The 13,929-nt window shown below is 55.9% G+C and carries 12 protein-coding genes; 5 read left to right on the forward strand and 7 right to left on the reverse strand.

From position 1 onward, the window contains the following. The first annotated feature begins 16 nt into the window (after positions 1–16). Positions 17–1,330, forward strand: a complete 1,314-nt coding sequence (gene rlmD, locus FQ179_RS03520) for a 23S rRNA (uracil(1939)-C(5))-methyltransferase RlmD (RefSeq protein ID WP_149395874.1) — start codon at positions 17–19, stop codon at positions 1,328–1,330. Positions 1,331–1,704: 374 nt separating this feature from the next. Here the strand turns inward: rlmD and argH are convergent, their stop codons facing one another. Continuing rightward, complete coding sequence (argH, locus tag FQ179_RS03525) at positions 1,705–3,126, reverse strand: argininosuccinate lyase (RefSeq protein ID WP_149395875.1); 1,422 nt, start codon at positions 3,124–3,126, stop codon at positions 1,705–1,707. A gap of 97 nt (positions 3,127–3,223) precedes the next feature. On the opposite strand from argH, the gene FQ179_RS03530 reads away from it, so the two are divergent. Together FQ179_RS03530 and FQ179_RS03535 are read left to right on the forward strand one after the other, a co-directional pair. Further along, on the forward strand, positions 3,224–4,540 hold the full coding sequence (locus FQ179_RS03530) for a mechanosensitive ion channel family protein (RefSeq protein WP_149395876.1): 1,317 nt from the start codon (positions 3,224–3,226) through the stop codon (positions 4,538–4,540). A gap of 26 nt (positions 4,541–4,566) precedes the next feature. Next, positions 4,567–4,905, forward strand: a complete 339-nt coding sequence (locus FQ179_RS03535; protein ID WP_149395877.1) for a P-II family nitrogen regulator — start codon at positions 4,567–4,569, stop codon at positions 4,903–4,905. A 49-nt stretch (positions 4,906–4,954) separates the two neighbouring features. On the opposite strand, the gene FQ179_RS03540 is transcribed toward FQ179_RS03535, so the two are convergent. Then, the gene (locus tag FQ179_RS03540; protein WP_149395878.1) at positions 4,955–5,551 is read right to left on the reverse strand and encodes a chorismate lyase; all 597 of its coding nucleotides are present in this window, start codon (positions 5,549–5,551) and stop codon (positions 4,955–4,957) included. 44 nt (positions 5,552–5,595) lie between these two features. On the opposite strand from FQ179_RS03540, the gene FQ179_RS03545 reads away from it, so the two are divergent. Then, positions 5,596–6,330, forward strand: a complete 735-nt coding sequence (locus tag FQ179_RS03545; RefSeq protein WP_149395879.1) for a pseudouridine synthase — start codon at positions 5,596–5,598, stop codon at positions 6,328–6,330. A 194-nt stretch (positions 6,331–6,524) separates the two neighbouring features. Here FQ179_RS03545 and FQ179_RS03550 read toward each other — a convergent pair whose 3' ends face one another. From FQ179_RS03550 to ugpQ, 4 genes are all read right to left on the reverse strand, one after another. Further along, on the reverse strand, positions 6,525–7,289 hold the full coding sequence (locus FQ179_RS03550) for a PolC-type DNA polymerase III (protein WP_149395880.1): 765 nt from the start codon (positions 7,287–7,289) through the stop codon (positions 6,525–6,527). Positions 7,290–7,301: 12 nt separating this feature from the next. Next, positions 7,302–9,233: a DUF294 nucleotidyltransferase-like domain-containing protein gene (locus FQ179_RS03555; RefSeq protein WP_149395881.1), complete on the reverse strand. Its 1,932-nt coding sequence runs from the start codon at positions 9,231–9,233 to the stop codon at positions 7,302–7,304. A 206-nt stretch (positions 9,234–9,439) separates the two neighbouring features. Next, entirely contained in the window at positions 9,440–10,294 is an 855-nt protein-coding gene (locus FQ179_RS03560) for a 23S rRNA (adenine(2030)-N(6))-methyltransferase RlmJ (RefSeq protein WP_149395882.1), read from the reverse strand. A 215-nt stretch (positions 10,295–10,509) separates the two neighbouring features. Then, positions 10,510–11,274, reverse strand: coding sequence for a glycerophosphodiester phosphodiesterase (ugpQ, locus tag FQ179_RS03565; protein WP_149395883.1), 765 nt, complete (start codon positions 11,272–11,274; stop codon positions 10,510–10,512). 177 nt (positions 11,275–11,451) lie between these two features. Between ugpQ and FQ179_RS03570 the strand changes: the two genes are divergently transcribed. Next, positions 11,452–13,422, forward strand: a complete 1,971-nt coding sequence (locus tag FQ179_RS03570; protein WP_149395884.1) for a SurA N-terminal domain-containing protein — start codon at positions 11,452–11,454, stop codon at positions 13,420–13,422. A 251-nt stretch (positions 13,423–13,673) separates the two neighbouring features. Here FQ179_RS03570 and FQ179_RS22210 read toward each other — a convergent pair whose 3' ends face one another. Next, the gene (locus FQ179_RS22210; protein WP_188074490.1) at positions 13,674–13,877 is read right to left on the reverse strand and encodes a hypothetical protein; all 204 of its coding nucleotides are present in this window, start codon (positions 13,875–13,877) and stop codon (positions 13,674–13,676) included. Positions 13,878–13,929 lie beyond the last annotated feature (52 nt).

Consider the following 13,929-nt stretch of genomic DNA (forward strand, 5'->3'; position numbering starts at 1 on the left):
TGCGGACTCCCTAACCATGACACTCGATGTACTTGAAATTGAATCGCTTGACCTTGATGGTCGCGGTGTTAGCCACCGTGACGGCAAGGTCATTTTTGTTGATGGTGCTTTGCCGGGCGAGCGGGTGCTGGCGCGTACCGTGCGCAGCAAGCCGTCGTATGATACGGCCAGGGTCGAAAAGATTCTCAGGCCTTCTTCTCAGCGTGTAACGCCTCCCTGTCCGTATTTTGGCACATGTGGTGGCTGTGCCATGCAGCATCTCGAACCGGCAGCCCAAGTGGCCGTTAAGCAGCGAGTACTCGAAGATGCTCTGGGGCATATCGGCAAAGTGCGCGCGGCTCAAATATTTCCGCCCATGCGCGGGCCTAACTTCGGTTATCGCTATCGTGCACGTCTCTCGGTACGCAGTGTGCGTAAAAAAGGCAAAGTGCTTGTCGGCTTTCGTGAAAAACGCGGCAGCTATGTGACCGACATGGAGCAGTGCCTGGTGTTGCCACCTCAGGTTTCGGCGCTATTAATGCCTTTGCGCGAGCTGGTTGGTGCCTTGTCGCAACCTGAGCGCATTCCGCAAATTGAAGTTGCGGTCGGAGACGAGACCATCGCCCTGGTGTTGCGCCATATGGAGCCGCTAACGGCCGACGACATTACTTTGCTGCGTGCTTTTGGCCAAGGCCATGGCGTAAGCTGGTGGTTGCAGGCCAAAGGCCCTGAAACCGTACACCCGCTCGAGAGGGCAGATGCCGACAGGCTGGCATATACCTTGCCAGAATTTGGCCTGCGCATGGCCTATAGACCTACCGACTTCACTCAGGTTAATTACCATATCAACCGATTGCTGATTTCACGGGCGTTGGGTCTGCTCGACGTCCAGCCCACGGATCGCGTGGCCGATCTGTTCTGTGGTCTCGGTAATTTTTCATTGCCGCTGGCCACACAGGCAGCGCAGGTGGTGGGCATTGAGGGCAGTGATCAATTGACGGAGCGTGCTCTTGAAGCCGCCCGCCAGAATGGCCTTGAAGAAAAATTGCGCTTTGCCACACTCAATCTGTTTGAAGTTGACGTGCAATGGTTGCGTGATCTCGGGCACTTTGACCGTATGCTTATTGACCCGCCGCGAGACGGCGCTGAAGCCGTTGCGCGGGCATTGTCAGCCCTGCGTGCAGATGAGCGCCCCAGTCGCATTGTGTACGTCTCCTGCAGCCCTGCGACGCTTGCGCGTGATGCTGGCATACTCGTGCACGAGGGAGGATATCGCTTGCGAGGCGCAGGCGTGATCAATATGTTTCCGCACACAGGGCATGTGGAGTCGATCGCTGTATTTGAGGCCTGAGTAGGGTGGGGCTCGGAAAATAGTGTATGCCTGCGAGCATTGTGCCATGAGCGCAGGCCGTCAAACGAGCAAGAAAGCGGCGCCGCATGGCATGAAACGTATGGCGGGCGCTGTAGCTATGGCGTAGCAGCAGGAACAGCAGGATCCGCAGGTACGGGAACAGATACAGTAGCGGTAACTGCAACTGAATCTGGACCTGAACCTGAAAAAAACTGTAACGCTGAAATTGATAATTTCAGCGTTTGTCGCGCCAGCAACTTAAATAGTTAAAACTTGGCCCCTTTAAGCAGTTCCTTAGTGTCGGACAGTGGTCTTACACGTTGGAATGTTGCTTGCAGGGGCCGGGCTGTGAGGCCATAAGACTACAAGTTTGCTTAGGCTGCGGTCTCGGCCAGAAGGCGCTCTGCTTCAATGCGCACTCGTTCAGGGGCCGTGCCACCTATATGTTTGCGGGCAGCCACTGAACCTTCGAGTGTAAGAACACCGTAGATGTCGCTCTCGATGGCAGGGTGGAAAGCCTGAAGCTCGGGCAAAGACAGGTCAGCCAGATCACAACCTTTTTCTTCGCAGGCGCGCACGGCGTGGGCGACCGTTTCGTGGGCATCGCGAAATGGCGTACCTTTTTTGACCAGGTAGTCGGCGAGGTCGGTGGCCGTGGCAAAACCCTGCAAAGCCGCCGCGCGCATGGCATCGGCCTTGACACGTATGCCGCCAACCATGTCTACAAAAATAGTCAGCGTGTCGCGTATGGTATCGGCGGCGTCGAACAGACCCTCTTTATCTTCTTGATTGTCTTTGTTGTAGGCGAGAGGCTGGCCTTTCATGAGGGTAAGCAGGGCGATAAGATGGCCGTTAACGCGGCCCGTCTTGCCACGTGCAAGCTCGGGAACATCGGGGTTCTTTTTTTGCGGCATGATGGAACTGCCCGTGCAGAAACGGTCGGCCAGATCAATAAAGCCCACACGCGGGCTCATCCACAGCACCAGTTCTTCTGACAGGCGCGATATATGCACCATGACAAGCGCAGCCGCTGCGCAGAATTCGATGGCGAAATCGCGGTCGGACACGGCATCGAGCGAGTTGCGGCACACGCCGTCAAAGCCCAGGGTACGAGCCACGCGCTCACGATCAATAGGGTATGAAGTGCCCGCAAGCGCGGCAGCGCCAAGTGGCAGGCGGTTTACCCGCTTGCGGCAGTCAGCCAGGCGCTCTGCGTCGCGGCCAAACATTTCGGCATAGGCAAGCACATGGTGCCCGAAGGTTACAGGCTGTGCCACCTGCAGGTGCGTGAAGCCAGGCATGATCGTTTCGGCGTGCTCAAGCGCGAGCCCGGCCAGCTTTTGACGCAGTTGGCGCAGCAAATCAATGGTAATGTCGATTTCGCCGCGCAGCCAGAGACGGATATCGGTGGCAACCTGATCATTGCGCGAGCGGCCTGTATGCAGCCGTTTGCCGGCATCGCCGATAAGTTCGACCAGGCGTTTTTCAATATTGAGGTGCACGTCTTCGAGGTCTATAGACCACTCAAAGGTGCCCGCTTCAATTTCTTGCAAGACAGTGACCATGCCTTTTTCAATGGAAGCCCTGTCTTCTTCGCTGATAACGCCGACCGCCGCCAGCATTTCGGCGTGGGCGAGTGAACCCTGGATATCGACGGCCGCCATGCGCTGATCAAAGTTAACTGACGCGGTATAGCGTTTGACCAGATCGGAGACGGGTTCTGAAAAGCGGGCGGACCAGGCCTGCGCCTTGTTTGCAAATTGATTTTGCAGGTCTGAAGACGTATTTTTTTCCATAGTGCTGAAATTATAAGGGACACGCTCAGTTATAGTATGGGCCATTGATTTACAAGGCTGTTTTGGCTGCTTAACGGTAGCTTTCTCTATCTGGATTATGGAAGAACACACCCTGCTGGCCCACCTTGACCACAACTGGTTGGGGGATCACATGCCGCAAACCCTATGGGGCCAGATTGCGCTAGGCATGGCTCTGTTGCTCATACTGGTGGTGCTGGCCAGCTGGATTACCTCGCGAGTACTTACTACCATTACGCGCCGTACCCTGGTCGCTGTAGGGCGAGACGACTGGTCGTCGTCGTTGTCTCATCGTCGGGTGTTTCGCAATGTCAGTTACGCCGTCCCGTTGCTTGTCGTTATGTCTAATATCGGGCTGTTGCCGATTGATGAGCGGCTCAGCGGGTTTCTTGTGCGGCTGTTTCTGTCGGCAGGCAGTGTGTTTTTGTTTATGGCGCTCAATGGCGTGCTGTCGGCCTGGCAAGACGTATACGCGCTCAGCACACGGGCTCAGACCAGGTCTATTAAAGGTTATCTTGAGCTTGGCAAAATCATTATGTGGGCGATTTGCCTGATCCTGGTCATATCCATTATGGTCAACCGCTCGCCGCTGTTGATGCTCTCTGGGTTGGGGGCCTTGTCTGCAGTCTTGTTGCTGGTTTTCAAAGACACACTGCTGTCACTGGTTGCCAGTACGCAGATGACGACAAACGACATGCTGCGCATTGGCGACTGGATCGAAATGCCCCAGGCGGGTGCCGACGGGTTCGTCATTGATATCGCCTTGCACACTGTCAAGGTGCAAAACTGGGACAAAACCGTTACCACTGTACCCACGTACAAGTTGTTTTCCGAAAGCTACCGAAACTGGCGTTATATGTTCGAGTCAGGTGGTAGGCGCATCAAGCGTACCTTGCGCATTGATGCGTCGACCGTCCGTTTTCTGACCGAAGCCGAAATCAACGCACTGAGCCGTTTTGCATTGCTCAACGACTATCTGGCAGATAAGCAGAAAGAGATCGAAGAGAGCAACAACGCGCTGGGTGAGTGGGCCACGATGCAGGGTAACCGTCGTCGCCTTACTAATTTGGGCACGTTCCGCGCGTATGCCTTGGCCTTCTTGCAACAGAATAAACAGTTGCGCCAAGACATGACGATGATAGTTCGCATGATGGAGGCTGACTCTCAGGGCGTACCTATTGAGATTTATTGTTTTTCAGCCGATACCGCCTGGGTTGAGTATGAGCGTATACAGGGCGATATTTTTGACCATTTGCTGGCAATTCTGCCCGAACTGTCATTGCGTCTTTACCAGGCACCGTCGGGCTCTGACCTTAACCGCGCAATTGGCCATAATGCGCCACATGTTGTGGATCAGGCAGCATTGGCCGCACACTCTGCACAAGCCATGCGATAATTTTCGTTTTCCCGGAGTCATTATTAATGAAACAGATCGCGGCAATCATTAAGCCGTTCAAGCTCGACGAGGTGCGTGAAGCGCTGGCCGATATTGGTGTTAGCGGCCTGACGGTCACAGAAGTCAAGGGGTTTGGGCGCCAGAAAGGTCACACCGAGCTTTATCGGGGTGCCGAGTACGTCGTTGACTTCCTGCCCAAAATACGCATTGAAGTCGTCTTGCCGGCTGCTATGGTTGACGCAGCCATTGATGCCATCATCAAGGCAGCTTTTACCGGTAAAATTGGCGATGGCAAAATTTTTGTCAGCCCGGTTGAGCAGGCCATTCGTATCCGTACAGGCGAAAGCGGTATCGATGCACTGTAAAATACAGCGTGACCAGGCCCCGTTCGTCCACATGCCCCGCCCGGGCTGTTTACACTGAATGCTTAGTCAGGCCCTGGTCGTAGGTTGCTTTGGCAGCCAACGCCCAGAATTCGGGCAAAAACCCCTCGGCGACCAGTAAAGGGCTGCCGGCACGCCAAAAAACAGAACATCGAGCCAGTGTTTTTTGGGCTGGCGGGCAATCGGGCCCAAGAATATGGCGCGCTGTGTGATAAAGCGGGGCCTGTTCGCGCAGGCGGCAGGCAAAAAACGGGGAACGCAGTATTTGCGGGTCGTGGTATAGCATGTCGGCCAGCGGCCGAGTGCGCAGACGCCGCATGCCTTGCCACAGGCCGTGCGATGCCGGTAGCGGCGTAAAGCTGCGAGCAAACACGCTGTCGATACCGTTGACCGACATAATGATCTCTCGCACCCATATGGGTGTGTGGGTTGGTACCTGCAGCATCCATGCCTCTTCGGGGCGTAAACCTTCGGAAAACTCGCGTGAAACGCGCAGTTGTACGCTTCCGAGGCGACGAAGGCCGGCGGTTAGCGCGCCGGGACGAAACAGCCAGTGTTTTTGCTGGTGAGTAAATGAAGGCGATGGCAGTTCGTGCCAGTCGCTATTGGGCGGCGGGTGTAATTGCATGAGCCGTATTATCGCGTATCGCGAAGAAAGACTAAAATCTCGTCATGGAAAAAATCCGAATTTCAAAAATTATGGCCCAGCAAGGGCTGTGCTCACGTCGCGAAGCCGACAGCTATATCGAACGAGGCTGGGTGCGGGTCGACGGTGAGGTGGTGTCTGAACTGGGCAGCAAAGCCTGGCCAAACCAAAAAATCACCCTCGAACGACAGGCTCAGCGCCGCCAGACTGCACGCGTTACCATCTTGCTTCATAAGCCCGTGGGCTATGTGTCGGGGCAAGCCGAACAGGGCTACCGCAATGCGGCGTCGCTGATCTCGGCCGCCACCCGCTACCGTGGCGATCATGCGCCCATTTCGTTTGAGCCCATGCATTTGCGCGGCCTGGCGCCGGCAGGGCGGCTTGATATCGACTCTACCGGGCTTCTGGTACTAACCCAAGACGGCCGTATTGCACGGCAGTTGGTGGGTGAAGACTCCGAAGTCGAAAAAGAATATTTGGTGAGGGTGCAGGGCAAAATTGCCCATAATGGGCTGGCACTGCTTAACCATGGTCTTTCAATGGATGGCTCGGTATTGCGTCGGGCAAAGGTCAGCTGGCAAAACGAAGACCAATTGCATTTTCTTTTGCGCGAAGGCAAAAAACGCCAGATTCGCCGCATGTGCGAGATGGTGGGGCTCAAGGTTGTGGGCCTTAAGCGCGTACGCATGGGCAATGTAGTGCTGGGTGACTTACCACCGGGCAAGTGGCGCTACATGAAAGAAAACGAACACTTTCTCTGATCATAGAGCGCGGGTTCCGAGAGAAAACGAGCACATACTTTGAACATGGTGCGCAGGGTCTGTGGGAAATCGTGCACTTACTCAAACCATGTGCGCGGGCTCCGTGTACAAGTGATGCCGTCCTCTGATCAGGGCGGCGTCTGCTTGTGTAGCAACCTGTCTGTTTAACGGCAATATACCCAGTCGCAACCCGGTCAGCCCATGGGGCCGTCCGGGTGTAATTGTTGCCGCCGCCAGCGCTGGCGCGCCTGGTTTAGCTGGCTCCAATTTTCATAACCCTGCTGCCTGGCGCGCTTGATCAATATCAGGGCAAGCTCAGCAGTAACCATTGCATCGACAGTTGCGTCATGCCGTGCGCAAACGCCTATTTTGAACGCATGCAGCCAGCCATCCAGGCCATCAGCTGGCGCGACCATGCCCGGGCATAGCATGGGAGCCAGTTCGGCGAGATCAAGCGGGGCTGGGTCAAAACGAATGCCGAGCCATTGCATCATGGCTCTTTGCAGCATGCGTCGGTCAAATTCTGCGTGGTAGGCCAGCCAAAGCCTGCCCGAGGCGTAGCGCAGTAAATCGACAAGAGCCTGTTGTGGTGGTGATCCGTGCTCCAGATCGTGGCGAGTAAGACCGTGTATCAGTTGGTTGTCGGGGTCAAGCGCTGTGGGTGTCGCCAGAATACGGCTGAATGTATTGCCCAGGCATATAGCCTGATTGTCGAGCGTGACGGCACCGATAGACAAAACCTCATCGCGGCGCGTATCAAGCCCCGTAGTTTCCAGATCAAACACGATCAGGCCTTGCCCTGACAGGGTGCTGCCAGGCCCCAGACGGGCGGGCGCCGCTTCACGTGCCAACTGCTTGAGCATAAGTGTCATGTCGCGGGTTTGGCCCGCCTCTGCATTGGTGTCAGCTTTGGGGGCAGGGCGCGACAGTCGATTGCGCAAGCGGTTCCACACACTCATCACAAAGCTCCATTACAGGCGATATCTGTAGGCCAACAGGGCTTGAGCATGTCGCACCTGCCGCAAGGCTTCGCGCAACATGCGGCGCTGGAGGTTGTTGAGGTGGTCCACCTGCAAGATGTTGCTGGGAGCTTCCTGCTGTTTTGCCTGTCGTTGATGCAGTTGCAGGCGTATCAGTTGCAAGTAGCGGCAGGCTTCAGACCACGCCGTAGCTTCGTCAGGTTTAATGATCTTAAAGGCGGCCAGCCTTTGCAGACGCTCGTGGGTGCACGCGTTCGGAATACCTGCGGCAAGTGCCAGCACACGAATGGCATCGGTAAAGGGGGTTAAACCGTGACGTTTAAGGTCAAGTTCAGGGCCCGGCCCGCCCATGGCTTTGGCCAACCATGTGCGCATGGCCCCTGGTGCAGGCGGGTACTGTAAGGCGGCCTGCGCCAGCAAGCGCTGAAAATCAGGGTGGTCGGCGACCTCGGCCAGCAGATGCTGTTGCAGCCCGTCAAAACCACAATCTTTGCCCCATAGACGCCGCAGGTCAAAAAATATTGAAGCTTCTAGAAGTTGGGCAGGTTTGGGCGAGCGGATAATGCCGTCAAAGCGGCGGCGCCACTCCGTTGCGGACAGACACAGGTCTGGGTTGCCTGCCATGATGTTGCCACGACACAATGTCAGCCCACAGCGGTCAAGCGCCTTGTTTATGGCCTGCGCAATAGGCAGCAGGGTATTTCGTTTTGCATTGGTGTCGTCGTCGGAGTCGGCCTGAAAAATGATGGCGTTGTCCTGATCGGTTACCAAGGCTTGCTCGCCCCTTGCCTGGCTGCCGAATACAAGCCATGCAAAGTCAAACCCCGGGTCGCCTTGTTCTTTGAGCACTAACTCGATCACCCGCGAGGTCGTGTGATCGTTCAGTTGGGTAATCATGCGTGTAATCTGACCAGCGTCAGCACCATGTGCCAGCATGGAATCGACCAGGCGTGGCAGCCCCGCACGATGGCGCTCAAGCGCATCCAGGCTATCTGCCTGACGTATGGCGCGTGCCAGGTGCACAAGATCAACACGCTGCAGTGCAAACAGATCGCGTTCAGATAGCACGCCCACCAGCACCCCGTTGTTGGTGACACATACGTGGGCAATATGGTGTTCGGCCATGGTCAGGGCCGCATCAAACAGGCTTGCGTCGGGGGCCACTGCGATAGGATCTGGCGTCATCAGCGAAGAGACGGGGGTATTTAGCGACAGCGTGCTGTCTGCAATCACCCGCCGCAGGTCGCGCAGGGTAAAGATGCCGGCGGGTGCGTGACGATGGTCGACAATCACCACGCTGCCGACCTGCTGGGCATGCATGGTTTGCACAGCCTGCCGCAGCGATTCATCAGGCGTGCAGGTGACGGGGTTGCGCAGGGCCAGCTCGGACACGGGGGCTGTCAAGGAGTAGTGCGCGCCAAGGCTGGCTTGGGCTTGTGCCTGTACTTGCAGTTGCAGTTCACCGAGAAGGCTGCTTACGCCATGCAGGGCAAAGGCGCGAAACGGTTCTGATACTTTCAGCAACTGTGCAAAGGCATTTCGATCAAGCACCAGGCAGAACGTATCTTCGCTGGCCAGATAGGTGGTGCGGGTGGGGCGTTCACCCACCAGAGCAGCCATCGGAAAACTATCGCCTGCCGACAGCAAAAGCTCTTCGGTCTGGGTGTTGTTGTGCGGATCACTGCGCTGGCCCGTAACCAGCCCTTGTCGGATCAGAAACCAATGTGAGGCGGGCCCGTCTGAACCCTGCGTGATAATGTCCCCCGCAGCATAAAAGCGCAGCAAACCCTTTTCAATTATGTACATGCAGTGCGCAGCTTCCATATGCTGAAAGGGGGCGAACTGCAAAAGGAATGCCAGAATGGCCTGGCTGTTTTGCCCGAGCGCGGCACGGTTTGCGGGGGATATAACGGATTCGGTCATGGCGTACGTGCTCTGTGTTGAGGAGGGCACCTCTAGCCTACCAAAATCTGACTACGTGTGTTGAGAACCGAGGCGCAGCAAGCATGGGCTGCCAAGACTGCTGAGCCTGGCGCCAGCATGCTGGGGGCATTTTTTTTCTTTGGCAACAATCTAGGTGAGATAAAGGTGCCAGCCGCAGGGTATGTCGCGAGCTGGCACTGTGTGGTTTATTTTTGATTACGGGTCAGCGTAAAGCTACCGTGTTCGTCTTGTTTCAGCGTTTTGACCAGCCAGGGCAGGGTAGCTTCAAGCTCAGCGTGCAGTGTCCACGGTGGGTTGACGATAAACATGCCGCTGCCGTGCAGGCCAAAGCCGTCTTCGGCAGGTTTGCGCACTGTTAGAGTCGCGTTAAGGCCATCGACAGCAAGACGCGTGAGGGTACGCTGCAGCTCTTTTGCCTCAGGCCGCTGCACCAGTGGGTACCAGATGACAAAACAGCCGGTGGCGAAGCGCTTAAGGCCTTCGCGCAAAGCTTTTAGGGTGTCGCGGTAATCCTGTTTGTCTTCATACGAGGGGTCAATAATGGTAATGCCACGCCGGGGTGCTGGGGGCAATTGGCCTTTAAGGCCATTAAACCCGTCTTCCATATAAACGGTAGTTTGTCGTTGCGCCTGCCGCGATTCGAGGGCAAGGTTTTGCTGAAGCACTTCGTTTTCGCTAGGGTGCATTTCGAACATGCGCAGGCGATCGCCACGGCGCAAGGCTTGTAGCGCCAGCCAGGGCGAGCCGGGGTAGTAATTGGCCATGCAGTCGGGGTTGCATTGCTCAATCGCTTGTATGTAGCGCTGGATCATGGGTGGCGGGGTTTGTGCTGCCAGAATGAGATCCAGGCCCTCGGAGAATTCGCCGTTTTTAAGTGCCCACTCACTGCGCAAGTCGTAGACGCCGGCACCCGCATGTGTGTCAATAACCCAGTACGGCGTGTCTTTGCGATTGAAGTAATCAAGAATCTGTACAAAGATGGCATGCTTGAGCACGTCGGCGTGGTTGCCTGCGTGAAATGCGTGTCGGTAACTAAACAAGACGGCTCCTGGAGGTAAAAATGTGCGGCGGTGGCGAGGTGCCTGGTCGGTCATGTTTGACTAACCGTTTCTGAACATCAGTGGCTGTTCAACAACGACTGGGCAACAACCACGTGTGAGGCATGGCTGGGCGTCTGTGGCCGATTGATAGTATCCCACCTGTCTGAGACGCCCGACCGAGTCGAAGGAACGGGCGTGCGTTAATGTGCAGACTATCAGCCGAAATGGAACTTGCCTGGTGCCATGGTGTTGATTTCGTCGGTAATGACGGCACTGCAGCCCCAGTTGAACAGGTCGCGCGCGCGGTCGGCGTCATTAACAGTCCATACCGCCACGTGATAGCCAGCGGCGCACATGGCGCCGATCAGTTCGCGGGTGATGTGGCGATTACTGGGGTTGATGCCTATGCATTGTAGTTTCTCAAGCCGCTGTTGCCAGTCGGCGGGCACTTCGTCTTCAATGAGCAAGGCTCTTGGCAGCATGGGTGCTTCTTGCAGAGCTGCCTCGAGGGCCTGTTCAGAAAACGAAGAAATTAACGGCGGTACATCGGCGTGCGCCCAAAGCTTTTGTGCCAGTCGTGCAACCTGCGTGCCAGTCTCTGCTTCGAGCCCCGTGGTGGGTTTGATCTCGATATTGCTGCGTATGCCGTTGGCCAGCGTATATGCCGCGATACTGTAAAGTGTAGGAATAGGCTCGCCAGCGTATTGGGGCGAGTGCCATGCGCCAAAATCGATGTCGGCCAATTCGGCCAACGTTCTGTCACCCGCAATGCCTGTCGCATTTGATGTGCGGTCTACGGTATCGTCATGAAGCAGCACGGCGACGCCGTCTTTGCTTAGCTTGACATCGTATTCCATCATTAAAAAGCCCCGGCTCGCGCCGAGCCGGAAGGCTGCCAACGTATTTTCGGGTGCCTGGCGGCCTGCGCCGCGATGAGCCACCAACTGTGGGTAAGGCCAGGGATTATGCAGTTTAGTCATGAGTTGCAGTGGGTGCCTTGGGATTGGCCCGCTATGATTAATGGGTGCAGAATAATGATTGTAATCGTCCCTGCGACGATTGCCTGACCGGGGCAGGGCGCTGTAATGGTAAACTGCGTAAAATTTTTCGATACAACCGTGGCGTATGGTCGACGGCCTGCGCACAGTGAGTGATTAATGTTCGATTTTATTCGTACGCATCAGCGTTTGATGCAGTTCATCCTGCTGATATTGATTGTGCCGTCCTTTGTGCTCATCGGTGTAAGTGGCTATAGCACGTATGTTTCGGGCGACCAAGAGTTGATCAAGGTCGGTGACGGAGCCATCACGCAGCAAGAGTTTGATCAGGCGCGCAGCAATCAATTGCGCCAGCTCCAGCAAAGCAACCCTGGTGGCTTTGACCCTTCTGTGCTTGACAACCCGCAGACACGCAGTGCGTTGCTGCAGTCGCTTGTCGATCAGCGCGTAATGGTCGAAACGGCGACGGCAGAGCGTTTCAGCGTCTCTGACACCGCGTTGCGACAAGCCATTGCCTCAATGCCCGAGCTGCAAGAAAACGGTCAGTTTTCTCCTGAGCGCTACAGTCAGATACTTGCTTCTGTCGGGTTGAAATCCCGCGACTTTGAAGAAGGCCGCCGCGCTGAGCTTGCCCTTGATCGCGTGCTGCAGCCTGTAGCAACGACGGCAGCCGTGCCTGATCAGGTGGCCCAACGCATAGAACAGGTACTTACCGAGCAACGCAAAATACGCCTGCAGGTGTTTCCATCCTCCGATTACGAGCAAGCACTTAACATCACCGACGCCGATATCCAGGCCTGGTATGACAAGAACAAACATACGCTGCAATTGCCAGATCAGGTTAGCGCCGAGTATTTGCTGCTTAATGAGAAGGCGGCAATGAGCAATCTGCCCACCGTGAGCGATGCAGATCTGCACGCTTATTACGAGCAGAACAAGGGCAAATATATTCAACCTGCCCGCGTAAACGTCAGCCATATCCAGATCAACGTTCCTGCCGGTGCCTCAGGCGGCCAGCGCCAGAGTGCACACGAAAAGGCCAGCGAAATTGCCCGCAAGCTCAAGGCAGATCCGGCATCGTTTGCTGATGTTGCCAAAGCTCAGTCCGAAGACGCAGGCACGGCTAAGAGCGGTGGCAAGCTTGGTTGGGTTACCAAGGGCTCATGGCCTGCAAATCTTGAAGATGCCGTTTTTGCGTTAAAGCAGGGCGCTGTGTCGGGCGTTATTGATGGCCCAGGTGGCTTCCATATCTTCCAGGTCAACGAAATCCAGGCCGAGCACGGTGAAACATTCGAAGAGGCTCACGACAAGGTCGAAGCTGAGGTGCGTCGTCAGTTAGGTGCCGATCGATTTGCCGAGATGGCCACCAAACTCACCGATCTGGTTTACGACAACCCTACCTCTCTGCAGCCAGCTGCTGAGTCTCTGGGGCTCAAGATCAAAAAAGTCGACGGTATTGCACGTGACCAACTGCTGCCCTCCGATCAGGTGTCTGGTGACGCTGCATCTGCCAGCGAAGACGCGGGCATACTCAGCGATGTACGTGTACGACGCTCGCTGTTCAGTGCGCAATCACTCAATGACAAGGCCAATACCGGCGTTATCGAGATCTCTCCGTCCGCCATGTTGGTGTTGCGTGTCGACAAGCTTACGCCAGCCCACGTGCCTGAGCTGGCTCAGGTTTCGGATCATATTCGCGAAACACTTCGCCATGAGCGCGCACTTGAGGCTGCATCCAAGGCGGGTGAAGCAGCGTTAACCACCTACAAGGCTGCTCAGCCTGGCGATATCCCTGAAGGGTTCGGTTCACCGCTGGAAATCAGCCGTATCAACACGCAAAATGTTGAAAAGCCGGTTATTGATGCCGCGTTCACCGCTGCCACATCTTCTTTGCCAACTTATGTTGGCGTGGAAGGTGCTCAGGGCTATACGTTGGTACGTATAGAGCAAGCCACTCCGGGTACTTTTGGTACGTCCATGCTGGCATCGCTCAAAAATGATTTGTCAGCTGCCTGGGGGCATAAGGAGCGTCAGGCTGTACTCGAGGCCATGCGCGAACAATTGGGTGTCAAGGTGCTTCCTGAAGGCGAAGCGGCAATTGCTGGTGAGGGCGAATCCACCGACAAATAGGCTGGGCGACGTTCGTCGCTACCTAACAAGAAGGCCCGGGTCCTGTCGCGCACAGGGCACGGGCTTTTTTATAGCCCTGGCAATCTGTTGCATTGCCAGGCAGGCCGTGAAACAAACGCCCAAAGGGTTCGTTTGCAAGTGAAAGATGCCGGCAAGGAATGCGCTGCCCGAGACGTGTAGCAGGGTTGCTATCGTGCCCTTAACCCCCCACAGTCCTAGCTTCCATTTTTTTCGCGTGATGAGTTGCTTGCCTAAAGATAATCGTAGGGCTGGGCATAGAGCTTCGAACGCTTTCTAATGGAGCGCAATACGGTGCCAAGCGTTGCCTGCGAACCGCGCTGATTATCGGCACCATAAAAAAGCCCGATCGAAAGATCGGGCCGAAAATGTTCGGTTAACAAATACTCCGGGTAGCGATCACGCTTCGCAGCGTTTCGGCTGACCAGCAAACCCATTGCCGTTGTGTACGGCAGTGGGTTTGTAATCAGGGGGAGCTTTATAGCGTCG

Source organism: Pusillimonas sp. ANT_WB101, from assembly GCF_008369125.1.
GTDB lineage: Bacteria > Pseudomonadota > Gammaproteobacteria > Burkholderiales > Burkholderiaceae_B > Allopusillimonas.

Coding starts and splice junctions, on each gene's coding strand:
- ugpQ (WP_149395883.1), bottom strand. CDS start 11,274: ATGACTAAACTGCATAATCCCTGGCCTTACCCACAGTTGGTGGCTCAT.
- argH (WP_149395875.1), bottom strand. CDS start 3,126: ATGGAAAAAAATACGTCTTCAGACCTGCAAAATCAATTTGCAAACAAG.
- FQ179_RS03545 (WP_149395879.1), top strand. CDS start 5,596: ATGGAAAAAATCCGAATTTCAAAAATTATGGCCCAGCAAGGGCTGTGC.
- FQ179_RS03570 (WP_149395884.1), top strand. CDS start 11,452: ATGTTCGATTTTATTCGTACGCATCAGCGTTTGATGCAGTTCATCCTG.
- rlmD (WP_149395874.1), top strand. CDS start 17: ATGACACTCGATGTACTTGAAATTGAATCGCTTGACCTTGATGGTCGC.
- FQ179_RS22210 (WP_188074490.1), bottom strand. CDS start 13,877: ATGGGTTTGCTGGTCAGCCGAAACGCTGCGAAGCGTGATCGCTACCCG.
- FQ179_RS03530 (WP_149395876.1), top strand. CDS start 3,224: ATGGAAGAACACACCCTGCTGGCCCACCTTGACCACAACTGGTTGGGG.
- FQ179_RS03555 (WP_149395881.1), bottom strand. CDS start 9,233: ATGACCGAATCCGTTATATCCCCCGCAAACCGTGCCGCGCTCGGGCAA.
- FQ179_RS03550 (WP_149395880.1), bottom strand. CDS start 7,289: ATGAGTGTGTGGAACCGCTTGCGCAATCGACTGTCGCGCCCTGCCCCC.
- FQ179_RS03535 (WP_149395877.1), top strand. CDS start 4,567: ATGAAACAGATCGCGGCAATCATTAAGCCGTTCAAGCTCGACGAGGTG.
- FQ179_RS03540 (WP_149395878.1), bottom strand. CDS start 5,551: ATGCAATTACACCCGCCGCCCAATAGCGACTGGCACGAACTGCCATCG.